The 22,094-nt window shown below is 66.0% G+C and carries 18 protein-coding genes and 1 pseudogene; 18 read left to right on the top strand and 1 reads right to left on the bottom strand.

Features of this window, described 5'->3' with window-relative positions; translation table 11 throughout:
* Position 1: 1 nt before the first annotated feature.
* The gene (locus tag HU825_RS14555) at positions 2 to 2,056 is read right to left on the bottom strand and encodes a PQQ-dependent dehydrogenase, methanol/ethanol family (RefSeq protein ID WP_077683245.1); all 2,055 of its coding nucleotides are present in this window, start codon (positions 2,054 to 2,056) and stop codon (positions 2 to 4) included.
* Between the two features lie 218 nt (positions 2,057 to 2,274).
* On the opposite strand from HU825_RS14555, the gene HU825_RS14550 reads away from it, so the two are divergent.
* The 18 genes and pseudogenes from HU825_RS14550 to HU825_RS14465 all read left to right on the top strand — a co-directional run bounded on the left by HU825_RS14550 (position 2,275) and on the right by HU825_RS14465 (position 22,016).
* Positions 2,275 to 3,486, top strand: a complete 1,212-nt coding sequence (locus tag HU825_RS14550) for a thiolase family protein (RefSeq protein ID WP_054094716.1) — start codon at positions 2,275 to 2,277, stop codon at positions 3,484 to 3,486.
* Positions 3,486 to 4,427 carry a bifunctional OB-fold nucleic acid binding domain-containing protein/MaoC family dehydratase gene (locus tag HU825_RS14545; RefSeq protein WP_234303408.1) on the top strand — a complete coding sequence of 314 codons (942 nt, stop codon included), beginning with the start codon at positions 3,486 to 3,488 and terminating at the stop codon, positions 4,425 to 4,427. The genes HU825_RS14550 and HU825_RS14545 overlap by 1 nt, the downstream gene beginning before the upstream one ends.
* A gap of 267 nt (positions 4,428 to 4,694) precedes the next feature.
* Positions 4,695 to 5,609: a VOC family protein gene (locus HU825_RS14540; RefSeq protein WP_156714488.1), complete on the top strand. Its 915-nt coding sequence runs from the start codon at positions 4,695 to 4,697 to the stop codon at positions 5,607 to 5,609.
* Positions 5,606 to 6,481 carry a CoA transferase subunit A gene (locus HU825_RS14535; RefSeq protein WP_077683248.1) on the top strand — a complete coding sequence of 292 codons (876 nt, stop codon included), beginning with the start codon at positions 5,606 to 5,608 and terminating at the stop codon, positions 6,479 to 6,481. Before HU825_RS14540 ends, HU825_RS14535 begins: the two co-directional genes overlap by 4 nt.
* 12 nt (positions 6,482 to 6,493) lie before the next feature.
* Positions 6,494 to 7,303 (top strand): CoA-transferase subunit beta, encoded by an 810-nt coding sequence (locus HU825_RS14530; RefSeq protein WP_431978434.1) that lies wholly within the window; start codon positions 6,494 to 6,496, stop codon positions 7,301 to 7,303.
* A complete protein-coding gene (locus tag HU825_RS14525; RefSeq protein ID WP_054094721.1) occupies positions 7,300 to 8,211 on the top strand; it encodes an enoyl-CoA hydratase in 912 nt (303 codons plus the stop codon). Before HU825_RS14530 ends, HU825_RS14525 begins: the two co-directional genes overlap by 4 nt.
* A 5-nt stretch (positions 8,212 to 8,216) precedes the next feature.
* Positions 8,217 to 9,323, top strand: coding sequence for an NAD(P)H-dependent flavin oxidoreductase (locus tag HU825_RS14520; RefSeq protein WP_202966895.1), 1,107 nt, complete (start codon positions 8,217 to 8,219; stop codon positions 9,321 to 9,323).
* A complete protein-coding gene (locus tag HU825_RS14515) occupies positions 9,320 to 10,072 on the top strand; it encodes an enoyl-CoA hydratase family protein (protein ID WP_054094723.1) in 753 nt (250 codons plus the stop codon). The genes HU825_RS14520 and HU825_RS14515 overlap by 4 nt, the downstream gene beginning before the upstream one ends.
* Before the next feature lie 10 nt (positions 10,073 to 10,082).
* Complete coding sequence (locus tag HU825_RS14510; RefSeq protein ID WP_008568680.1) at positions 10,083 to 11,249, top strand: acyl-CoA dehydrogenase family protein; 1,167 nt, start codon at positions 10,083 to 10,085, stop codon at positions 11,247 to 11,249.
* A gap of 10 nt (positions 11,250 to 11,259) precedes the next feature.
* Positions 11,260 to 12,318, top strand: coding sequence for an acyl-CoA dehydrogenase family protein (locus HU825_RS14505; protein WP_054094724.1), 1,059 nt, complete (start codon positions 11,260 to 11,262; stop codon positions 12,316 to 12,318).
* 3 nt (positions 12,319 to 12,321) lie between these two features.
* The gene (locus tag HU825_RS14500; RefSeq protein ID WP_234302317.1) at positions 12,322 to 13,473 is read left to right on the top strand and encodes an acetyl-CoA C-acetyltransferase; all 1,152 of its coding nucleotides are present in this window, start codon (positions 12,322 to 12,324) and stop codon (positions 13,471 to 13,473) included.
* A gap of 179 nt (positions 13,474 to 13,652) precedes the next feature.
* Positions 13,653 to 14,537 carry an SDR family oxidoreductase gene (locus HU825_RS14495; RefSeq protein WP_054094726.1) on the top strand — a complete coding sequence of 295 codons (885 nt, stop codon included), beginning with the start codon at positions 13,653 to 13,655 and terminating at the stop codon, positions 14,535 to 14,537.
* 230 nt (positions 14,538 to 14,767) lie between these two features.
* Positions 14,768 to 15,553, top strand: coding sequence for an SDR family oxidoreductase (locus HU825_RS14490; protein WP_054094727.1), 786 nt, complete (start codon positions 14,768 to 14,770; stop codon positions 15,551 to 15,553).
* A gap of 9 nt (positions 15,554 to 15,562) precedes the next feature.
* Complete coding sequence (locus HU825_RS14485) at positions 15,563 to 16,033, top strand: MaoC family dehydratase (protein ID WP_077683254.1); 471 nt, start codon at positions 15,563 to 15,565, stop codon at positions 16,031 to 16,033.
* Positions 16,034 to 16,044: 11 nt separating this feature from the next.
* The gene (locus HU825_RS14480) at positions 16,045 to 17,247 is read left to right on the top strand and encodes an acetyl-CoA C-acyltransferase (RefSeq protein ID WP_077683255.1); all 1,203 of its coding nucleotides are present in this window, start codon (positions 16,045 to 16,047) and stop codon (positions 17,245 to 17,247) included.
* A gap of 189 nt (positions 17,248 to 17,436) precedes the next feature.
* Complete coding sequence (locus tag HU825_RS14475; protein ID WP_077683256.1) at positions 17,437 to 18,405, top strand: WD40/YVTN/BNR-like repeat-containing protein; 969 nt, start codon at positions 17,437 to 17,439, stop codon at positions 18,403 to 18,405.
* Positions 18,406 to 18,414: 9 nt separating this feature from the next.
* Positions 18,415 to 20,840, top strand: a pseudogene (locus HU825_RS14470) (efflux RND transporter permease subunit).
* A gap of 54 nt (positions 20,841 to 20,894) precedes the next feature.
* A complete protein-coding gene (locus HU825_RS14465; protein ID WP_202966894.1) occupies positions 20,895 to 22,016 on the top strand; it encodes a helix-turn-helix transcriptional regulator in 1,122 nt (373 codons plus the stop codon).
* Positions 22,017 to 22,094: the final 78 nt, after the last annotated feature.

Below are 22,094 nucleotides of genomic sequence, written 5' to 3'. Positions count from 1 at the left end.
GTTATCTGGCGGTGTTCCGCGCGCTCTGGATGACATAGGCGCGAATCGACTCGACCGCTGCTTGATCCAGGCTTCCGGCAAAGGAGGGCATGCCGCGCGCCTCGAGTAGCCCTTCGAGCGGTGGGCGGCGGAAGGCCTCGGCACTCTGCAGGTAGGCCGAGTGGCGCAGGTCCGGAATGCCCGCGCCGGCGACCGCGGCCGCGCCATGGCAGACCATGCAGTAGCGCGTGTAGAGCTGCGCGCCCTGTTGCAGCGTGGCGGGATCGGCGGTGCCAGCGGGCAGCGGCGGCATCGGCGGTCGTGCCTGCGGCTCGGGCAGTTGTGCCTTGCCGTCGAGCTTCCAGACGAACACGCCGCCGTTGGCCGCCAGGCCCTGGCGCGGCAACAAGGCGCTGGCCGACAGGTGCATCGAACTGCCGAAGCCCGCGGCGGCGGCGATGTACTGCTCACCGTCGAGGCGATAACTGATCGGCCCGCCGAGGATGTCGAGCCAAGTGTCGCTCTGCCACAGCCGCTTCCCACTCTCGGCATCGTAGGCGTGCAGGCCGCCGCCACCCTGGCCCTGAAACACCAGGCGGCCGGCGGTGGTCAGCACGCCGCCATTCCATAGTCCGGGCTGCTGGCTACGCCAGGCCTCGCGCTGGCGGATCGGGTCCCAGGCCAGCAGATGGCCACGCATGCTCTGGCGCGCCTGCGCCAGGCTCTGGGCATCGGTCGGTAGGGGATGGTCCTGGATACCCGTGTTCCAGCGCCCGGGTTCGATGCGAAATGGCTGGGCCTTGACCATATACGCCTGGCTTTCCTGCGCCGGGATGTAGACCAGCCCGGTGAGCGGGTTCCAGGCCATCGGCTGCCAGTTGTGCCCGCCGATCTGCGACGGCGTGACGGCCGCAGGCTGGTCGGCAGGGTAGCGCGCGCCCGGCACTTCGACGGGCCGGCCGCTGGCCAGGTCCACATGGCTGGCCCAGCTGGTGGGCACGTAATTGGCCGCGCTCAGCAGCTCGCCGGTCTCGCGGTCGAGCACGTAGAAGAAGCCGTTTTTCGGCGCCTGCATCAGCACCTTGCGCTGCCGCCCATCGAGGCGCAGCTCGGCGAGAATCATGTGCTGCGTGGCGGTGTAGTCCCAGCTGTCGCCAGGCGTGGTCTGGTAGTGCCAGGCGTACTCGCCGGTTTTCGCATGTACCGCGACGATGGAAGAGAGGAACAGGTTGTCACCGCCCTCGGGGCTGCGCAGGTCACGGTCGTGTGGCGAGCCGTTGCCTACGCCAAAGTAGAGCAGGTCGAGTTCCGGGTCGTAGGCCATCGAGTCCCACACCGTGCCGCCGCCGCCGAGCAGCCACCACTGGCCGGTCCAGGTCGGCAACGCGATGTTCTTCAGCGGTTCGTCGGAGACCTCACCGTCGGCGCCTTCGGCCGGGTTGCCCGGCACGGTGTAGAAACGCCAGCGCAGCTCGCCGCTCGCGGCATCGTAGGCCGAGAGATAACCGCGCACGCCATACTCGGCGCCGCCATTGCCGATCATCACCAGATCCCCGACCACGCGCGGTGCGCCAGTGATGGTGTAGGGGCGCTCCGGTGGCGTGGTTTGCGTTGACCAGAGCAGTTCGCCGCTGTGTGCATCCAGTGCCTGCAGGCGCCCGTCGAGGGTGCCGACGAAGACCCGTTCATGGGCCACCGCGACGCCCCGGTTGACCACGTCGCAGCAGGCCACCGCCGCCTTGTGCGCCGGCACCAACGGGTCGTGCTGCCAGCGCAGTTCGCCATTGCGGGCATCCAGCGCGTAGACCACACCCCAGGGGCCGCTGACGTAGATCGTCTCGCCGACCATCAGCGGTGTCGCCTGCACGCCGCGCGGGCGATCGAAGCGGAACTGCCACGCCAGGCCGAGCCGGCTGACGTTCGACCGGTCGATCTGTGCCAATGGAGAAAAGCGCGTCTCGGCGGCATCCAGCCCGTGTTGCGGCCAGGCCTGGTCGGGCAGGGGAGCCGCCAGCACGCACGAGGCATGGATCGCCAGTGCGAGAGGCACTAGCCGGGGCAGTGATCGAGGTGACATGGCAGCGTCCTTGTTTGGCTGGGAAAAAGCCATGATCGGCCTGCGCCGGGTGGCGAACCTCGTCCGTATGGCGTAGCCGCTCATCCGCAGCCCTAGGCCTTATGGACGATGCTGGTCCGCGCCCCGGCTGGCACCTTTGGACCACGGACAACAGCAACCGCACGGCCAGCCTGGCCGCGCTAGAAGCTCACCGGGCGTTCGAGACGAGGTAGCGAAGCATGGGACTCAAAGGGCAGGCGGCCATCGTAGGCGCCGCGCAGTACAAGCCGGAGAAGTACGCAACGGCGCCGCGCATGTTCCACCTGGAGCAGGTGGCCGACCTGGCCGCTCGCGCGCTGGACGATGCCGGCCTCAAGGCCGAGGACCTCGACGGGCTGGTCATCAACGGCCCGCACTTTCACGAGGCGTCGGTGTTTGTGCCGGCGATGGCGGCCGAATACCTCGGGCTGGCGGTGAATTTCGCCGAAGTCGTCGACCTCGGCGGCTGCACCGGCATGGGTATGGTCTGGCGCGCGGCAGCCGCCATCGAGCTGGGCCTGTGCCAGGCGGTGCTCTGTGTGCTGCCGGCGCGGATGGCGCCGATGGGGCCGGACGAGGACCCGACCGCGATGATGCGCGCGATGCGCTTCGGCGGCCACAGCACCAACTACGGTGCGCCCGAGGCCGAGTTCGACCTGCCTTACGGGCACATGGGGCAGAACACCGGCTACGCGATGATCGCCCAGCGCTATGCGGCGCGTTACGGCTATGACCCGGTCGCTATGGCGAAGATCGCCGTGGACCAACGCACCAACGCCCAGGCCAACCCGGAGGCGATCTTCTGCGGCCAGCCGCTGACCATCGACGACGTGCTTAACAGTCGCATGGTTGCCGACCCGCTACGGGTGCTGGAAATCGTCATGCCGGTGGCTGGCGGCGCCGCAGTCATCGTCGCCTCGAAGGAGCTGATGGCCAAGACGCGCAACCGCGGCGCAGTGGTCACCGGCTTTGGCGAGCGGCTGGGATACAAGTCGCCGAGCTATTCGCCGGACATGACCGAAACGCCGGTCGGTCCGGCGGCGCGCAGCGCCTTCGCCATGGCCGGCCTGAAGCCTGCGGACATGCATGCCGCGCAGATCTACGACTGCTACACCATCACCGTATTGCTCAGCCTTGAGGACGCCGGCTTCTGTCCGAAAGGCGAGGGCATGCGCTTCATACGCGAGAATGACCTCACCTGGCGCGGTAGCTTCCCAATGAACACCCACGGCGGCCAGCTCAGCTTCGGCCAGTCCGGGGCGGCGGGCGGCATGTCGCAGGTCATCGAGGCCTTTCACCAGATCGCCGGCCGCGCCGGGGATCGTCAGCTGAAGACCTGCGACAACGTGTTCGTGACCGGCACCGGCGGTGTCATGAGCGAGCAGGGCGCATTGATTCTCCAGGGAGCCTGATCATGTCGAACAAACCCATGCCGGTGATGACCGAGATTTCCGCGCCGTTCTGGAACGGGCTGAAGGAAGGTCGCATTCAGCTGCAGCAATGCAACGCCTGCCAGGCCTGGAACTTCTACCCGCGCCGGCACTGTGCCCACTGCCTGGCCCACGACCTGAACTGGAAAGAGGTCAGTGGGCGCGGCACGCTCTACACCTACACCGTGGCGCGCATCCCCACGCTGCCGGAGTTCGCCGGGCCGGACGCGCAGATCCTCGCAGTGGTCGAGCTGGAGCAGGGCGTGCGGATCAACACCACGCTGGTGGGCTTGGCGCCGGAGGCGATCGAGATCGGCATGCCGGTCAAGCCGGTGCGGGCCCAGGTGAAAGAAGACGGCACCGTGTTGCTGCGCTACACCGGGACCGATGTCGCACTGGACTTCATCGACGAGGTGGTGCGCGCGCCGGCGCCGGTGAAAGCCGATAACCGCCCGCCACTCCAGCAGATCGATGTCGGCGACGAGCAGGCGTTGCAAGCGTTGGTCTCGGACGCGTTCACCGACTGGAGTAATCAGGTGCTGGTCGACCAGACGCTGATCGATGCGTTTGCGGAGCTGTCGGGCGACGACTACTGGATCCATACCGACCCGGAGCGGGCCCGCAAGGAAGGCCCCTTCGGCGGCACCATCGCCCATGGCGCGCTGGTGCAGGTGATCATGTCGCGCATGCAGGTGCCACTGCCATTCGAGATCACCGGCTTCACCAACATGGTCAACTACGGCTCCGACCGCCTGCGCTTCCCCTCGCCGGTTCCGGCCGGATCGCTGGTCCACTCGCGCTGCCGGGTCAAGACCGTCGAGCGCAACAAGCGCGGCACCCAGCTGACTCTTGAATTCAACGTGCACGTGGTGGGACAGGAGCGGCCGGCGGTGATTAACGATCTGGTCATTCTCTACATGTAAGACAGTGTGCTGTGCTCTCTTTGACCGTCTCATGCGCTTAGGCCGAGACGGTTTTTTTTTGCCTGCTCGCGCGGCCTGTCCGGTTGCCGGTGAACCCGGGCAATCGAGTGTGCGCACAGGCGTTCGCCGCACCGGGCTTAGCGCCACGAAGCCCCGTCCGGCAAGGCCGCGAGCCTTGCCGTTGTTAGTCTCAACGGACGATGAGCCCCCCGCATATCGGCAGGACAATCCCCCCAAGCCCAACGAAGGCGATGAGGAGTTGAACCCATGACCGATATCCGTGCACTGAGCTATTTCGTCGCTCAGATCGAAAATCTGGACGCCTGGCAGCGCTATGCCGAGGACGTGCTGGGGATGATGACCAGCCCGGCGCCCGGCGGCGGCCTTTACGTGAAGATGGATGAGCGTCCGTTCCGCATGCTGATCGTCGAGGGGCCGTCCGCCGGCTATGTGGCCTCGGGCTGGGAGCTGTCCGGCGAGCGCGCTTTCAGTGCGCTGCTGGCCCGCCTGCGTGACGCCGATGTCGCCGTCGAGCTGGGCGATGCAGCCCTGTGCGAGCAGCGTGGCGTGCAGGCCGTGGCTATCGTGCACGACCCCGCGGGCAACCGTCACGAGCTGACCTGGGGCCATCGCTCCGACTGCCAGCCGTTCGTGTCGCCGCAGGGCGTGCCGCGCTTTCTCACCGGCGACATGGGCCTGGGGCACACCGTGCTGCCGGCGCCGTGCTTCGACGAGTGCCGCGCCTTCTACCGCGACCTGCTCGGTTTCGAAATCTCCGACGTCTTCAATTTCAAGCCGGCGCCGGATGCGCCGCCGGTGCGCATCCACTTCCTGCACTGCGCCAATCCGCGCCATCACAGCTTGGCAATTGCCGAGTACGACGTGCCGAGCAAGTGCGTTCACGTGATGGTGGAGGTGGAGAACATGACCGAGGTCGGCCGCGCGCACGACCGTGTCGCCGCCCATGGCGTGCCGCTGTCGGCCACGCTTGGTCAGCACCTCAACGACCGCATGACCTCGTTCTACATGAAGACGCCGTCCGGCTTCGATCTGGAGTACGGCTGCGGCGGCCTGCAGGTCGACTGGAACGAACACAGCGCCTTCGAGTTCACCCGCGTGAGCGTCTGGGGCCATGACTTCTCGGTGGGCCGCCAGGCCGCGGCGCAAGGAGAGGCGCAATGAACAAGCTGATGACACTGGGCGATGTGGTGGGCCAGCTGCGCGACGGCATGACCGTTGGCTTCGGCGGCTGGGGCCCGCGGCGCAAGCCGATGGCCATCGTTCGCGAGATCCTGCGCAGCGAGGTCAAGGACCTGACTGTGGTCGCCTATGGCGGGCCGGAAGTCGGCATGCTGCTGGCGGCCGGCAAGGTGAAGAAGCTGGTGTTCGGCTTCGCCACGCTCGATGCGATCCCGCTGGAGCCGTATTTCCGCAAGGCGCGTGAAGCCGGCTTCGTCGATGTCATGGAACTGGACGAAGGTCTGTTCCAGTGGGGCCTGCGGGCTGCCGGCATGCGCGTGCCGTTCCTGCCGGCGCGCGCTGGGCTGGCGACCGACGTCCTGACCCACAACCCGGCGCTGCGCACCGTAACTTCACCCTATGACGACGGTGAGGTGCTGCTGGCGATGCCCGCGCTGGAACTGGACGTCGCCTTCGTCCACGTCAACCGCGCCGACCGTCTCGGCAACACCCTGGTCACCGGTACCGACGCCTACTTCGATCACCTGTTCGCACGAGCGGCCAAGCAGTGCTTCGTTTCGGCCGAACAGGTGGAGGAGCGCCTGTCGCTGGATGCCGAAACGGCGCGCTTCAACACCTTCGAGCGTTCGCTGGTCACCGGCGTGGTGGAAGCGCCACAGGGTGCACACCCGACCAGCTGTTCCCCTGACTACGGCTGGGACATGCAGCACCTGAAGGACTACGTCGCCAGCGCCGGCGAGGAGAACGGCTGGCAACGCTACCTGGACAGCTACGTCACCTGCGACGAGGCCGCCTATCGCGAGCGCAATGGCGGGACCGCGCGTCTGGCCAGCCTGCCGCTGCCGATTTTCTGAAGGAGCATGAGCATGTCGGATAACACTTTCAGCCTCGCCGAACTGATGATCGTGGCCGCCGCCGAAGCCTGGCGCGACGATGGCGAGCTGCTCGCTTCAGGGCTGGGCATCATTCCTCGGCTGGGCGCCAGCCTGGCCAAGCTGAGCCATAACCCGGACCTGCTGATGACCGATAGCGAGGCCTATCTGGTCGAGGAGCCGGTACCGGTCGGCCCGCGCGGCGATTACCAGCCGAAGTACGCCGGCTACATGCCCTTCGAGCGCATCTTCGAGTGCGTCTGGCACGGCCGCCGCCACGCGATGATCGGGCCGACCCAGGTCGATCGCTGGGCGCAGACCAACCTGTCGGTGGTCGGCGACTACGCCCGGCCGAAGGTGGCGATGCTCGGCGTGCGCGGCCTGCCGGGCAACAGCATCAATCACAAGAACTCCTTCTTCGTGCCGAATCACAGCACCCGCGCCTTCGTTGCCGGCGAGGTGGATATGGTCTCCGGCGTCGGTTTCAAGGAGGAGCGCTGGGCACCGGGCATGCGCCGCGAGCTGATGAGCATCGGGCGGGTGATCACCGACCTCTGCGTGATGGATTTCAACGGCCCGGAGCACGCCTGCCAGGTGCTCTCGCTGCACCCGGGGGTGGACTTCGACACCGTGCAGGCGCGCACCGGCTTCCCGCTGCGCAAGGCCGAAGGCATGGGCGAGACGCCGCATCCGACGGCCGAGCAGCTGGCGATCATCCAGCGGCTCGATCCGCACGATCTGCGCAGCCAGCAGCTCAAGGGCAATCCGCGCGGGATTCGCAGTGCAGAGGAGATCGCTGGATGAGCCCAGACGACGCCTTCGTCGAGCGGCCGGACACGGCCGTCTACGAAACGGATGAGCCGGTGCAGTACCGCGTCGAGGATGGCGTGGCGATCCTGACCCTGAGCCGGCCGCAGTTCAACAACGTGCAGAACTCGCAGATGACCTATGCGCTGGACGCCGCCTTCCGCCGTGCGGTGGACGACGACAGCGTCAAGGTCATCGTGCTCGGTGGCACCGGCAAGCACTTCTCCGCGGGGCACGACATCGGCACGCCGGGCCGCGACGTCAACCGGCCGTTCGAGCGCCAGCACCTGTGGTGGGACCACAGCAACAAACCGGGCGGCGAATTCCTCTATGTGCGCGAGCAGGAGGTGTACCTGAACATGTGCCGGCGCTGGCGGGAGATTCCCAAGCCGACCATCGCCATGGTGCAGGGCGCCTGCGTCGCCGGTGGACTGATGCTGGCCTGGGTCTGCGACCTGATCGTTGCCAGCGAGGACGCCTTCTTCCAGGACCCGGTGGTGCGCATGGGCATTCCGGGTGTGGAGTACTTCGCCCACGCGTTCGAGATGCATCCGCGCATCGCCAAGGAGTTTCTCTTTCTCGGCGAGCGCATGCCGGCGGCGCGCGCCTACGAACTGGGCATGGTCAACCGCGTGGTCCCGCGCGAGGCGCTGGAACAGCAGACGCTGGACATCGCACGGCGCATCGCCACGCAGCCACGCATGGGCCTGGCGCTGACCAAGCAGGCGGTGAATCACATCGAGGATCTCCAGGGCAAGCGTACCGGCATGGAGGCCGTGTTCGCCTGGCACCACTTCGCCCATGTACACAACGAGTTGATCTCCGGCGACAAGCTGGGCGGCTTCGATGGCAAGGCCATGGCCGAGGCAAACAAAGCGCAGGCCAGCCGGGGAGAGGCGTCATGATCATGATGCAGACCCGCCTGACCGAGGCCCTCGGCTGCCGCTACCCGATCGTGCAGACGGCCATGGGCTGGGTGGCTGACGCCAATCTGGTGATCGCCACGACCCTGGCCGGCGGCTTCGGCTTCCTGGCCGGGGCGACCATCCCCGCGCAGGACCTGGAAGGCGAAATCAAAAAGGTCATCCAGGCCACCGGCGGCAGCAATTTCGGCCTGAACTTCCACATGTTCCAGGACAACGCCGCGCAGTGCGTCGACCTGGCCATTCAGTACCGCCTGCGTGCGGTGAGCTATGGTCGCGGCCCGGACAAGGCCACCATTGCCCGCTTCAAACAGGCGGGTGTGCTGTGCATTCCTACGGTCGGTGCGCTCAAACACGCGCAGAAGGCGGTGGAACTGGGCGCGGACATGGTGACGATCCAGGGCGGCGAGGGCGGCGGCCACACCGGCGGCGTGCCGACCACCATCCTCCTGCCGCAGGTGCTCGATGCGGTGAGCGTGCCGGTGATCGCGGCCGGTGGCTATTCAACCGGGCGCGGCCTGGCGTCGGCGCTGGCCGCGGGTGCCGAGGGCATCGCCATGGGCACGCGCTTTCTGATGACCTCCGATTCGCCGACCCCGCGCGCCACGCTGGAGCGCTATCTGGCGGTGAAGGACACCCAGCAGATCCGCGTCACCCTGGCGGTCGACGGCATGCGCCACCGGATGATCGACAACCCCTTCATCAATCGATTGGAGAAGGCCAGCCCCATGGGCCGGCTGCTGATCGCCCTGCGCAGCGCACGCCAGTGGCAGGCACAGACGGGCATGAGCAGCGCGCACATGTTCAGGACCTTCTTCAAGGCGATCCGCGAAGACCCCTCGACGCTTTCGCAAGTGGTGATGGCGGCCAACCAGCCGGTGCTGCTGGAGCGCTCGATGGTCGATGGCCTGCCTGACGAGGGCATCCTGCCCAGCGGCCAGGTGGCCGCCGCGATAGACAGCCTGCCGAGCTGCCAGGAACTCATCGAACAGATCGCCGGTGAAGCCGAACGGTGCCTGCAGCGCCTGTACGCACGCCTGCCAATGGAACCGGCGGCTGCGCCGGGGATTGAACAGCAGAGGGCTCATGCATGAGTAGCGCATTCAAGGTAGAGATCAACCAGGGCATTGCCGAGCTGGTGCTGGCCAAGCCCCCGGTCAACGCGCTGGACAGCGATGAGTGGCTGGCTCTGGCCGCCCGGATCGATGAGCTGGGCGCCGACCCCTCGGTGCGCGTGCTGATCGTGCGGGCCGAGGGGCGCGGCTTCTGTGCCGGCGTCGACATCAAGGAGCTGGACGCGCACCCGGAGCGGATCGTCAAGGTCAACGCCGGCAACTACGCGACCTTCAAGGCCATCCACCGTTGCCAGGTACCGGTGATCGTCGCCGTGCATGGCTTCGTGCTCGGCGGCGGCATCGGCATGACCGGTGCGGCGGACATCGTGGTTGCCTCGCGCTGCGCCACCTTCGCCCTGCCGGAGGTCGACCGCGGCGCAATGGGCGGCGGCGCGCACCTGCAGCGCCTGTTCCCGGTGCAGAAGGTTCGCTACATGTTCTTCACCGGCGAAAAGGTCAGTGCACCGGACGCCATGCAGTACGGCTTCATCGAACGGCTGGTCGAGCGCGACGAGTTGCCCGCCGCCGCGCGCGAGATCGCCGCGAAGATCGCGGCCAAGAGCCCGGCGATGATCCGCATCGCCAAGGAGGCGCTCAACGGCATCGAGGACGGGGACTTGGAAGCCAAGTACCGCTGGGAACAGGGCTTCACCCTTGAGGCGTACACCCTGCCGGACTCGGCCGAGACCCGCCGCGCCTTCGTCGAAAAACGCGACACCCAGTTCTGAGAGCGCCGCCATGCAGCTGACCTTTACCGATTCCCAGAAGGCCTTCCGCGCCGAAGTGCGCGAGTGGCTCAGAGACAACGTGCCGCGCACGCCGCTGGCCAGTTACGACACCCGCGAGGGATTCGAGGAGCACCGTGAGTGGGAAGGGCGCCTGTACGCCAACCGCCTGTCGATGGTCATGTGGCCGGAACACCTGGGTGGGCGCGGCTGCGACCTGATCGAGTGGCTGATCTTCGAGGAGGAGTACTACGCCGCCGGCGCGCCGATGCGCGTGAACCAGAACGGCCAATTGCTGCTCGGCCCGACCCTGATGGAATTCGGCACCGAGGAGCAGAAGCGCCGCTTCCTGCCGCGTATCGCGTCCAGCGAGGACATGTGGGCGCAGGGCTGGTCGGAGCCGAACGCCGGCTCCGACATGGCGGCGATCCGCAGCAAGGCGACCGCCGACGGCGACCACTATGTGGTCAACGGGCAGAAGACCTGGTCGACGCGGGCGATCTTCGCCGACTGGATCTTCGGCCTGTTCCGCACCGACCCGGCCAGCAGCCGCCACCACGGGCTGAGCTACCTGCTGGTCCCGCTCGACGCACCGGGCGTGACCATCAGGCCGATCAAGGCGCTCAACGGCAAGGACGCCTTCGCCGAGGTGTTCTTCGACGACGTGCGAGTACCGGCGGCAAACCTGATCGGCGGTGAAGGCCAGGGCTGGAATGTGGCGATGGCCACCGCCGGCTTCGAGCGCGGCCTGCTGCTGCGCTCGCCGGCACGCTTCCAGCAGACCGCCCAGCGCCTGGTCGAGTTGTACAAGGCGCACCCGGAGGTCGCCGAGCGCGATCCGGGGTTGCGCGATGCGGTGATCGACAGCTGGATGGGTGCGCAGGCCTATGCGTACTCGGCGTACCACACCGTCGGGCTGATCGGCAAAGGCGCGAAGATCGGAGCCGAGTCCAGCATCAACAAGGTGGTCTGGTCCGAGCTGGACCTGAAGATGCACGAAACGGCCATGCGCATCCTTGGTGCCCGCGGCGAGCTCCGGGGCAACGCACCCGAAGCCGTCGAAAGCGGCCAGTGGCTGGAGGGCTTCCTGTTCGCCCAGGCCGGGCCGATCTACGCCGGCACCAACGAGATCCAGCGCAACATCATCGCCGAGCGGATGCTCGGCCTGCCGAAAGCTTGAGGGGGCGAACATGGATTTCACGTTTACCGATGACCAGCTCGCCTTTCGCGAGGCGATCAGCCGTTTCCTGATGACCGAGGCGCCGCCGGAGATGCTCCGCGACATCTGGGAAACCGAGGAGGGGCGCTCGCCGGAACTGCGCCGCAAGATGGCCGAGCAAGGGCTGACCGCTTTGTCGGTTCCCGAAGCGCAGGGCGGGCTGGGTATGGATGACATCGCCTGGTCGCTGCTGACGCAGGAACTGGGTTACTACGCCATTCCCGACTCGCTGGCCGATACCGCCTATGTCGCCACCGGCCTGCTCGCCGGGCTGCCCGCGGGCACGCCGCGCCGCGACGAACTGCTGGAGAAGATCGCCGAGGGTGCCGTGCGCATCGCGGTCGGGCATCCGGTCAACCTGCTGGTTGCCGATGCGCACCTGGCCGAGGTGCTGTTGCTCGAGCACGACGGCGAAGTGCACGCCGTGCCGCGGGCCGAGATCGACATCGAGCGCAACCCGAGCATCGACAGTTCGCGTCGGCTTGGCCGCATCAGCTGGAACCCGACCGCGCAGACGCGCATGGCCGGGGCCGACAGTGGCCGTGCGCTGTGGCGCGCCACGCTTAACCGCGGTGCCCTGGCAGTGGCCGGGCAGAGCCTGGGCCTTGCCCAGCGCATGCTCGACCTCTCGGTTGACTACGTGGTGCAGCGCAAGCAGTTCGGCAAGCCGATCGGCAGCTTCCAGGCGATCAAGCATCACTTGGCCGATGTTGCCGGCAAGATCGAGTTCGCCAAGCCGGTGCTCTACCGCGCCGCCCACGCGCTGGCCAATGGTGACAGCCAGGTCGACGTGCACGTTTCGCACGCCAAGCTGGCCTGTTGCGAGGCCGCCTGGCTCGCCGCGCGCCACGGCATCCAGGTGCACGGGGCGATGGGGTACACCTGGGAGGTCGATCTGCAGATGTTCATGAAGCGCGCCTGGGCGCTGGACTCGGCATGGGGCGATCGCGCCTGTCACAAATCGCGGGTGGCCACGGCCATCCTCGCCGACGGCGCCGCTGTCGGCCCGCAGTTCACTTTCGAGGAATGACCGATGGCTGAAGCCTATATTGTCGACGCGCTGCGCAGCCCGACCGGCAAGCGCAAGGGAGGGCTGGCCCACGTCCATGCCATCGACCTCGGCGCGCATGCGCTCAAGTCACTCGTCGAACGTAATGCCGTTCCCGCCGAAGACTATGACGATGTGATTTTTGGCTGTGTCGACACCATCGGCTCGCAGGCGGGTGACATCGCCCGCACCGCGTGGCTGGCGGCCGGCCTGCCGCTTAACGTGCCCGGCACCACGGTCGACCGTCAGTGCGGTTCGTCCCAGCAGGCGCTGCATTTCGCCGCCCAGGCGGTGTTGAGCGGCACTCAGGATGTGGTGGCCGTCGGTGGTGTACAGACCATGACGCAGATTCCCATTTCCTCGGCGATGCTGGCCGGGCAGCCGCTGGGCTTCAGTGATCCGTTCTCCGGCAGCCGCGGCTGGCAGGCACGCTTCGGCGACCAGCCAGTGAACCAGTTCTATGCCGCCCAACGCATCGCCCGGCATTGGGGCTTCGACCGCGGCCAGATGGAAGCCTTTGCCCTGGAAAGCCATCGGCGTGCGCTGGCTGCTATAGAGGCGGGGCATTTCAGCCGAGAAATCGTGCCGCTCGAAGGCGTCAGCACCGATGAAACACCGCGTCACAGCACGCTGGAAAAAATGGCCGCGCTCGAGCCGGTCGATCCGCAGTACCCCGATATCACCGCGGCGGTCTCCAGCCAGACTTGCGACGCTTCGGCGGCGCTGCTGGTCGTCTCGGAAGCGGCACTCAAGCGCTACGGGCTGACACCCAGGGCACGCATTCACCACCTGTCGGTGCGCGGTGACGATCCGATCTGGCATCTGACGGCGCCGATCGAGGCCACCCGCCATGCGCTGAAGAAGGCCGGCATGACGGTCAACAACATCGATCTGGTGGAGATCAACGAGGCGTTTGCCTCGGTGGTGATGGCCTGGCAACGCGAGCTGGACTACGACCCGGCACGCACCAACGTCAACGGCGGCGCCATCGCGCTCGGTCACCCGCTGGGTGCCACCGGTGCGCGGCTGATGACCACATTGCTGCACGAACTGGAACGCACCGGCGGGCGCTATGGGTTGCAGACCATGTGCGAAGGCGGTGGGCAGGCGAATGTCACCATCATCGAACGGTTGTAGGGCGCAGCCAACGCTGCTGCGCTGGGTCAGGCGGTGTTGAAATCGGCCGTGGAATGCTCATTTGCCTCGGCAAACTCCGCTTCCCCGGCTGATTTCGCCTTGCCTGACCTGCGCTCGCGACGCGTTGGCAGGCGCCTCCGACCTCCGGAGCGGCTTTCAGTTATTAAAAGGAGCAAAGCATGGGAATTCTCAACGATCGCGTGGTGATCATCACCGGCGCGGGTGGCGGCCTGGGGGCCGCGCATGCGCGGGTTTTCGCCGCCGAAGGCGCCTGCGTGCTGGTCAACGACATCAACCAGGCGGCGGCGCAGGCGGTGGTGGACGAGATCACCAAAGCCGGCGGTCGGGCGGTGGTGAATACTTCGGACATCACCCACTATGCCGACAGCGAGAATGCGGTGCGCCAGGCCATCGAGACCTTCGGCGACCTGCACGTGGTGCTTAACAACGCGGGGATCAACCGCGACCGCATGTTCGCCTCGATGACAGAGGCCGACTGGGACGCCATCATGGCCGTGCACCTGAAGGGCCATTTCTGTATTGCCTCGCATGCGGTTCACTACTGGCGTGATCAGAGCAAGGCCGGCAAAAAAGTCGACGCGCGCATCATCAACACCACCTCCGGGGCCGGACTACAGGGCTCGATTGGTCAGTCGAACTACGCTGCGGCCAAGGCTGGCATCGCCGCGCTGACCTTGAACCAGGCCGCCGAGCTTGGCCGCTATGGCATCACCGCCAACGCCGTGGCGCCCGCCGCGCGTACTGGCATGACGACTGCCGTTGAAGCGATGGCCACGCGCATGGCGAAGCCCGAGGACGGCAGCTTCGACTACTGGGCACCTGAGAATGTCTCCAGCGTGCTCGCCTGGTTCGCGTCGGCCGAATCGGCGCAGGTCACCGGTTGCGTGTTCGAGGCCGAAGGCGGGCGTATTTCCCTGGCTGATGGCTGGCGCACCGGTGTCACGCGGGAGAAGGGCGAGCGCTGGAAGCCTGCGGAAGTCGGCGCGGCTATCGCCCAAATCCTCGCCGAGGCGCCACCGGCGCAGAAGGTCTGGGGTAGCTGAAACAACCATCCTGGTTGGCTGCTCTCGCCGTAAGGTGGAAATCTCGCGTAGCGAATTTCCACCAGTCGCGGCCGATGGTGGAAAAGGCTGCGCCGTTTTCCACCCTACGTAACCCCGGTCCGCTGGCTGTACACGGACCCGCTTCACCACCCCGTCCGTTTTGACGATGCCGGCCCGCCGGGTGGCGCGTTTAGATGACCTCAAGGTTCTTCATTCCTGAGGTCGACATCATGAGACAAGCTCCTGCCTATGTGCCTGGCCACCAATTGCTGGCTGGCAAATCCGTTCTGATCACCGCTGCTGCCGGCGCCGGCATCGGCTATGCCGCAGCACGCCGCAGTGCCGAAGAAGGCTGCCGGGCGCTGATGATTTCGGACATCCATCCCCGTCGCCTGGAAGAGGCCGTGGAGCGGCTGAAGGCCGAAACCGGTCTCCAGGCGATCTACGGCCAGCTGTGCAACGTGACCGTCGAAGAAGAGGTCCAGGCGCTGGTCGCCGCGGCCGAGCAGGCTTTGGGCGGAGTCGATGTGCTGATCAACAACGCCGGACTCGGTGGCCAGAAGCGCGTTGCCGAGATGAGCGACGAGGAATGGTCGCGGGTGCTGGATATCACCCTCACCGGGACCTTTCGCATGACGCGCGCCATGCTGCCGCACATGCAGCGTCGTGGCGCCGGGGCGATCGTCAACAACGCTTCGGTGCTCGGCTGGCGGGCACAGAAGGAACAGGCTCACTACGCCGCCGCGAAAGCCGGCGTGATGGCGCTGACGCGCTGCAGCGCACTGGAGGCGGCCGAGTTTGGCGTGCGCATCAACGCCGTCTCGCCGTCGATTGCCCTGCATGACTTCCTGAAGAAGGCCTCCAGCGAGCAGCTTCTCGAACAACTCGCCAGCCGCGAGGCGTTCGGCCGCGCCGCCGAGGTCTGGGAGGTGGCCAACGTGATGATGTTCCTCGCCAGCGACTACGCCTCCTACATGGTGGGCGAGGTGCTTTCGGTCAGTTCGCAGCACGCCTGAGGAGCCGCCATGACTCACGTATTCGCAAGCGCCGAGCAGCTGCAGGCGGCCGTCGGCACCTCTCTCGGCGCCACCGACTGGCTGCTTATTGAGCAGGAACGAGTGAACAGTTTTGCCGAGGCTACCGGCGACCACCAGTGGATTCATGTCGACCCGGTTCGTGCCGCCGGCGGGCCGTTCGGCGGCTGTATCGCCCACGGCTACCTGACCCTCTCGCTGGTGAATTTCTTTCTGCCGCAGCTGATGCGCGTGGACAACCTGCTGATGGGCGTGAACTACGGCTGCGACCGGGTGCGTTTCCCGGCGCCGGTCAGGGTCGGCGCCCGCGTGCGCGGCGTCGGCGAAATCACCGCAGTGGAGGCGCTGGCCAACGGTGCGCTGCAGGTCGTGGTGCGCGTGACCGTCGAGATCGAGGGCAGCGATCGCCCCGGCTGCGTGGTAGACACCATCAGTCGCTACACCTTCAACCCCGCTCCATGAGGAATGTTGTCATGCAAGAAGCTGTGATCGTTTCCACCGCGCGTACCGCGCTGACCAAGTCCTTCCGGGGTTCGTTCAACGATACCGAGGCACCGGTGCTCGGTGGCCATGTCGTTCGCGCAGTAGTCGAACGCGCCGGCGTCGCGCCGGACGAGGTCGGCGACGTGATCATGGGTGCTGCCGTGCAGCAGGGTACGCAGGGCTTCAATATCGGCCGCCTGTGTGCCTACACCGGCGGCTTGCCGGACAGCGTTCCGGGCATGGCGCTGGATCGCATGTGTGCCTCCGGGCTGATGGCGATCGGCGCGGCGGCCAAGTCGATTGCCTGCGGCGAGCTGGATATCGCCGTCGCCGGTGGCGTCGAGTCGCTGTCGTTGACCCAGACCAAGCACAAGAATGCGTACCGCGCCCAGTCCGAGGCGGTGCTGGAGGTGATGCCGACCGCCTACATGCCGATGATCGAGACCGCCGAGATCGTCGCCAATCGTTACCACATCAGCCGCCTGGCCCAGGACGAGTACGCCCTGCAGAGCCAGCAGCGCACCGCGGCGGCCCAGCAGGCCGGGCTGTTCGCCGACGAGATAGTGCCATTGGCGGCCAGTCGGCTGCTGTTCGACAAGGAAGGCAATCCGAACGGGCACGAGTCGGTCGTCGCCGACCGCGACGAGTGCAATCGCGCCAGTACCACGCTCGAAGCGCTGCAGGCCCTGAACCCGGTATGGAAGAACGGCAAGTGGGTGGAGCAGGGCTCACATATCACCGCCGGCAACGCTTCGCAGCTTTCTGACGGCGCTGCCGCCTGCCTGCTGATGAGCCACGACGAAGCCAAACGTCGTGGCCTCGCCCCGCTGGGCATCTATCGCGGTATCGCGCTGGCCGGCTGCAAGCCCGAGGAAATGGGCATCGGCCCGGCCTACGCCGTGCCCAAGCTGCTGGAACGCTTCAGCCTGCGGGCCTCCGATATTGACCTGTGGGAAATCAACGAGGCCTTCGCCTGCCAGGTGCTGCATTGCCGCGATGCGCTGGGCATTCCCAACGAACGGCTGAACGTCAACGGCGGCGCCATCGCCATCGGCCACCCGTTCGGCATGAGCGGCGCGCGAATGGTCGGCCATGCCCTGCTCGAAGGCCGCCGCCGCGGCGCCCGCTACGTGGTGGTGTCCATGTGCATCGGCGGCGGAATGGGGGCTGCCGGGTTGTTCGAGCTGCCCTGATCGGCACCGGTGCGGGCGGGTGATCCAGGTGTAAGCCATTTGGACGATGTTGCGCGTCTCGCGCCGGCACAAGATCGGGCAAAGACGGCGCCCCAGGTAACTGGAGCGAGCGTCGGCGGAACTCAGAACAAGAACAACGGGCGCTGCTCCGAATCCGGAGCCAGGCGTCCAACCAGAGGGTGGCGTGCCATGAGCAAAGTGATCAGCTATTTATTCTGTCTAGTCGTCGCGGTGCTGGTGGTCTACGCCTTCTCACCTCGCAGCGACGAAGCCACGGCAAGCGCAGCGCTGAACGTTTCGCGCGTCCATATCAACGACATGACCCGGCTCGGCGATACGCTGGTGGCGGTGGGCGAGCGAGGCGTCATCCTCTTCAGCGTCGACGACGGCAAGAGCTGGGAGTCCCGCCAGGAGGCGGTTCGCGAGCCTGTCACACTCACTGCGGTCGCCGCCTTCGGTGAGGACATGCTGCTTGCCGTCGGGCACGACAACCTCATCTTGCGCAGCACCGACCGTGGTCTCAATTGGGAGACGACCCTGCACGACGCCGAGCTCGGCGAACCGTTGCTTGGGCTCTGGAGCGCCGATGGTAATCGCATCTACGCCTTTGGCAGCTTCGGCAAATTCTTCGTTTCCAGCGATGCCGGGCAGACCTGGAGCAAGCAGGAACTGCCGATCAATGGCGAGCACCTCAACAGCATGGACGGCGCGGCCGACGGTCGCCGTATTCTCGTCGGCGAGATGGGCCTGGTCCTGCGTACGACTGACGACGGTGCGACTTGGGAGCAGGTCGAGCCGTTCTACGACGGCTCGCTGTTTGGCGTATCGCAGCTATCCGGACGCAACTGGGTGGCCTACGGCATGCGTGGCCATGTGTTCGTCAGTCATGACGATGGCGCTCATTGGGAACAGGTCGAGCTGGGCCACCGGCTGCCGCTCTATGGACACGTGCGCACCGCTGATGACGGCGTGCTGATCGTCGGCAGCGGTGGCGCCTATGCCTGGCTCGACGCCGCCGGGGACCTGACTACGACGGGCTATCTGAAAGGTCAGGACACGCTGACCTCCGCGGTGATGCTCAAGGACGGTCGACTGGTGGTCGCTGGCCAGCGCGGGCTGGCTCTGCAACTGAATTCACTGTTCGCCGCCGGCCATTAAGGAGTCGTCATGATGAACCGTACGCGTCTGGTCGACCGTATCGTCGAGCGTTGTGCCGACGGCCTGCTGGCGTGGCGCAAGCCTCTGCTCGCGCTGTTCGTGCTGATCACCCTGGCGCTGGGCTACAGCGCAACCCAGGTCCGCCTGGATCCGGGCTTCAACAAGCAGATTCCGATCTCGCATGCCTTCATGCGTAATTACCTGCATTACAGCGAGATATTTTCCGGTGCCAACAGCATTCTGGTGAGCGTGCGCTGGAAGGGCGAGGGCGACATCTACAACAAGGAATTTTTCGAGGCCCTGCGCGAAGTGACCGATGAGGTGTTCTTCATTCCAGGTGTCCGTCGCGCGAGCGTGCGCTCGCTGTTCACGCCAGACGTGCGCTACATCGAGGTCACCGAGCAGGGTTATGTCGGCGACGTAGTGGTTCCGCCGCAGTTCAGCGGCACGCCGGAAGACCTGGCTCAGGTACGCAACAACACCGCCCGCTCCGGGCAGATCGGCCGGCTGGTCGCCAACGACCTCAGTGCCGCGATGGTTCGCGCCGACCTGCAGGAAATCAATCCGCAAACCGGCGAGCGGGTGTCCTACATCGAGATCGCCGATCAACTGGAGCAGATTCGCCAGCGTTTCGATAACGAGAACATCGAGTTGAACATTGTCGGCTTCTCCAAGCTGGTCGGCGATGTGGTGGACGGCCTGATCGCAGTCATGGGCTTCTTCGTGATCGCCTTCTTTATTACTGCGGCGCTGCTGTGGCTCTACTGCCGTTCGCTCAAGCTGTCGGTGGTGGCGCTGCTGGTGGCGTTGCTGCCGGTCATCTGGCTGCTTGGCCTGCTGCCGCTGCTGGGCCTGGGCATTGACCCGATGTCGATCCTGGTGCCGTTCCTGATCTTCTCGATCGGTGTGTCGCACGCCGTGCAGATGACCAACGCCTGGAAGCAGGACGTGCTGGCCGGCAGCAGTTCGGAAGCGGCCGCCCATGCGGCGTTCTGCAAGATCTTCGTGCCGGGTGCGCTGGCGCTGCTGATGAATGCGCTGGGCTTTGGCGTGATCATGCTGATCGATATCCCGATCGTGCGGGAGCTGGGGCTGACGGCGTGCATCGGCGTGATGCTGATGATCGTGACCAACAAGCTGATGCTGCCGATCATCATTTCCCACATGCGTCTGGAGCGCGGCGCTGTCGTGCAGAGCAACGGGACAGCCGGCGGGCGCCATGCGCTGTGGTGGAAGCTTTCAGTGGTGGCCACGCCGGGCCGGCGCTGGTCGTGTTCGCGGTCAGTCTGGTGCTGTTGCTGGCCGGAACCTGGAAAAGCCGTGATCTGGTCGTCGGCGATGTCGGCACCGGCGCTCCCGAGCTGCGCGACACCTCTCGCTACAACCGGGACAACGCGCAGATCATCGGCAGCTATTCGATCGGCCTCGACGTGCTGTCGATCTATGCCGAGGTACCGGGCATTCAGGAGGCCTGTCTGGACCCCGACGTGATGCGCGCGGTGGAGCAGGTGGACTTCCAGACCCGCAGCATTGCCGGCGTGCAGTCGGTCCAGAGCGTGGCGGGGATGGGCAAGGTGGCCATTGCCAGCAATAACGAAGGCAATCCACGCTGGGCGGCGATTCCCGGCGCCCAGCGCGGGCTGCAGCCCGGCTCGATGGCTTACTCACAGTCCCACGGCCTGGTGCTCGATGGTTGCCAGACCATGCAGATCCTGGTGTTCCTGCAGAATCACAGCGGCGAGACCATCGAGCATGTGGTTTCGGAGATCGAGCGCATCCTCGCCGGTGTCGATCAGAGCAAGGTGCAGTTCAAGCTGGCCGGCGGCAATGCGGGCGTGATGGCGGCTTCCAACGAAGCGGTCAAGCAGGCCGAGGTGCAGATGCATGGCGCACTGCTCGGTTCGGTGGCGCTGTTCTGCTGGCTGACGTTCCGCTCGTTCCGCGCTGTGCTGTGCATCATCACGCCGTTGGCCATCGTGGCGACCTTGTGCAATGCGCTGATGGCGAGTTTCGGTATCGGTCTGAAGGTCTCCACGCTGCCGGTGCTGGCGCTTGGCGTGGGCGTCGGTGTCGATTACGGCATCTACCTGTACGAGCGGATGCAGCATGAACTGACGGCCGGCAAAGATCTGCGCACGGCCTTCTACGAGGCCATGCGCCAGCGCGGTACGGCGGCCCTGTTCACCGCGTTCACCATGTCCGTGGGCGTCGGCACCTGGGCCTTCGCTCCGCTGAAGTTTCAGGCTGACATGGGCATCCTGCTGGCCTTCATGTTCCTGGTGAACGTGTTCGGTGCTATTTTCCTGTTGCCGGGCCTGGCCGCCTGGTTCGACCGCTCGGTGCGGCTGGTCAAGGCGCAGCCCAGGCCGGCGCCGCCGGTGGCTGTCGCTTCGCAACGCAAAGCTGTGGCGCAAGCCGCCAGCGTAGAGGGTTGAACGGTGATCGCCCTTGCAACAGCGGCTGCGCCGGCGATCGATCACTACGACAGCTTGCTCGGCACGCTGTACGACGCGGCGCTGGAGGAGCAGGGCTGGCAACAGGCGCTGCGTGCGTTGCACGAGCTGTTCGCCGCGAACTACGTGACGCTGATCCTGCGCCCACCGGGCGAGGATTCGGACCAGGGACTGATGATCGTCTTCGGCGATATCGAGGGGCAGGGGCGCATCACCTACCTCGACTACCCCCACGAAGTCACGCCGTTCGTAAATCTGCCGCCGAATCGAGTGTTCAGCGTTGGCGACCTGATGGATCTCCAGACCTGGCGCGGGTCGCCGTACTACCAGAACTACTGTGCGACGCATGGGGTTTTTCACGTGCTCGCGGTCGATATCGCGGCCTCCGGCAGTGGCACCTTCCGCATGCGCATCACGCGACCGGAGTCGGCGCCGGACTTTTCCGAGGCGGAAAAGGCGTTCTGCGCGCGCCTCGTGCCGCACCTTTCGCGGGTTCTACGTCTGAATGTGCTGCTGGGTCGCAACGAGTCGCTTCGCTCGATCTACTCGCAGGTCATCGGGCGCCTGTCGGTGGCCACGCTGGTGGTCGACGCCAGCGGCCGGATCGTCGAGCAGAATCGGGTGGCCCGCGAGTTGCTCGCCAGTGGCGATGGCCTGAAGAGTGTCGGCGGCCGACTCGAGGCCTACTACCCGGGCGATAACCAACGTCTTTATCAGCTCTTGCGCGGCGCGTTGCGCAAGGGTGTCGCTGCGGCGGAGGAACAGACCGAAGCGCTGTCCATATCACGGCCATCGGGGCGGGTGAGCCTCGGTCTGGTGGTTGAAGCCGTGCCTGCCGGTGAATGGCGTGACGATGGCGACGAGCCGGTGCTGCTGGTCTACGTGCGCGATGCCGAGGAGCGAATGCTGCTCAGCGATGCGATGGCGCGTCAGCTATTCGGGTTCACCCCGTCGGAAACGGCGCTGGTAATAGAGCTGGCCAACGGGCTTTCGCTGGAGGAAGCGGCGCAGTCGCTGGGCATCCGGCGAAACACCGCGCGTGCGCACCTGCGCGCGGTGTTCTCGAAAACCGGCGTCAGGCGCCAGACGGAACTTGTCCGCATTATTTTGAACAGCGTAGTCAGCCTAGGGAGGACGACCGCCCAGGAAAAAAACTGAAAGAAATTTCGAGACAGAGCATGCGCGCGTTCCAGGCGAAAAATGGCAAGCTGCTTGCCGGCTACAGCCGGAACAGAC

This window comes from Pseudomonas phenolilytica (assembly GCF_021432765.1).
GTDB lineage: Bacteria > Pseudomonadota > Gammaproteobacteria > Pseudomonadales > Pseudomonadaceae > Stutzerimonas > Stutzerimonas phenolilytica.
Note: the sequence above shows the minus strand (reverse complement) of the source record. Positions and strands in the feature narration are given on the sequence as shown.

Bases quoted from the DNA above. Each gene is read 5' to 3' on its own strand.
- HU825_RS14555 (WP_077683245.1), bottom strand. From the start codon at position 2,056: ATGTCACCTCGATCACTGCCCCGGCTAGTGCCTCTCGCACTGGCGATC.
- HU825_RS14550 (WP_054094716.1), top strand. From the start codon at position 2,275: ATGGGACTCAAAGGGCAGGCGGCCATCGTAGGCGCCGCGCAGTACAAG.
- HU825_RS14540 (WP_156714488.1), top strand. From the start codon at position 4,695: ATGACCGATATCCGTGCACTGAGCTATTTCGTCGCTCAGATCGAAAAT.
- HU825_RS14535 (WP_077683248.1), top strand. From the start codon at position 5,606: ATGAACAAGCTGATGACACTGGGCGATGTGGTGGGCCAGCTGCGCGAC.
- HU825_RS14530 (WP_431978434.1), top strand. From the start codon at position 6,494: ATGTCGGATAACACTTTCAGCCTCGCCGAACTGATGATCGTGGCCGCC.
- HU825_RS14525 (WP_054094721.1), top strand. From the start codon at position 7,300: ATGAGCCCAGACGACGCCTTCGTCGAGCGGCCGGACACGGCCGTCTAC.
- HU825_RS14520 (WP_202966895.1), top strand. From the start codon at position 8,217: ATGCAGACCCGCCTGACCGAGGCCCTCGGCTGCCGCTACCCGATCGTG.
- HU825_RS14515 (WP_054094723.1), top strand. From the start codon at position 9,320: ATGAGTAGCGCATTCAAGGTAGAGATCAACCAGGGCATTGCCGAGCTG.
- HU825_RS14510 (WP_008568680.1), top strand. From the start codon at position 10,083: ATGCAGCTGACCTTTACCGATTCCCAGAAGGCCTTCCGCGCCGAAGTG.
- HU825_RS14505 (WP_054094724.1), top strand. From the start codon at position 11,260: ATGGATTTCACGTTTACCGATGACCAGCTCGCCTTTCGCGAGGCGATC.
- HU825_RS14500 (WP_234302317.1), top strand. From the start codon at position 12,322: ATGGCTGAAGCCTATATTGTCGACGCGCTGCGCAGCCCGACCGGCAAG.
- HU825_RS14495 (WP_054094726.1), top strand. From the start codon at position 13,653: ATGGGAATTCTCAACGATCGCGTGGTGATCATCACCGGCGCGGGTGGC.
- HU825_RS14490 (WP_054094727.1), top strand. From the start codon at position 14,768: ATGAGACAAGCTCCTGCCTATGTGCCTGGCCACCAATTGCTGGCTGGC.
- HU825_RS14485 (WP_077683254.1), top strand. From the start codon at position 15,563: ATGACTCACGTATTCGCAAGCGCCGAGCAGCTGCAGGCGGCCGTCGGC.
- HU825_RS14480 (WP_077683255.1), top strand. From the start codon at position 16,045: ATGCAAGAAGCTGTGATCGTTTCCACCGCGCGTACCGCGCTGACCAAG.
- HU825_RS14475 (WP_077683256.1), top strand. From the start codon at position 17,437: ATGAGCAAAGTGATCAGCTATTTATTCTGTCTAGTCGTCGCGGTGCTG.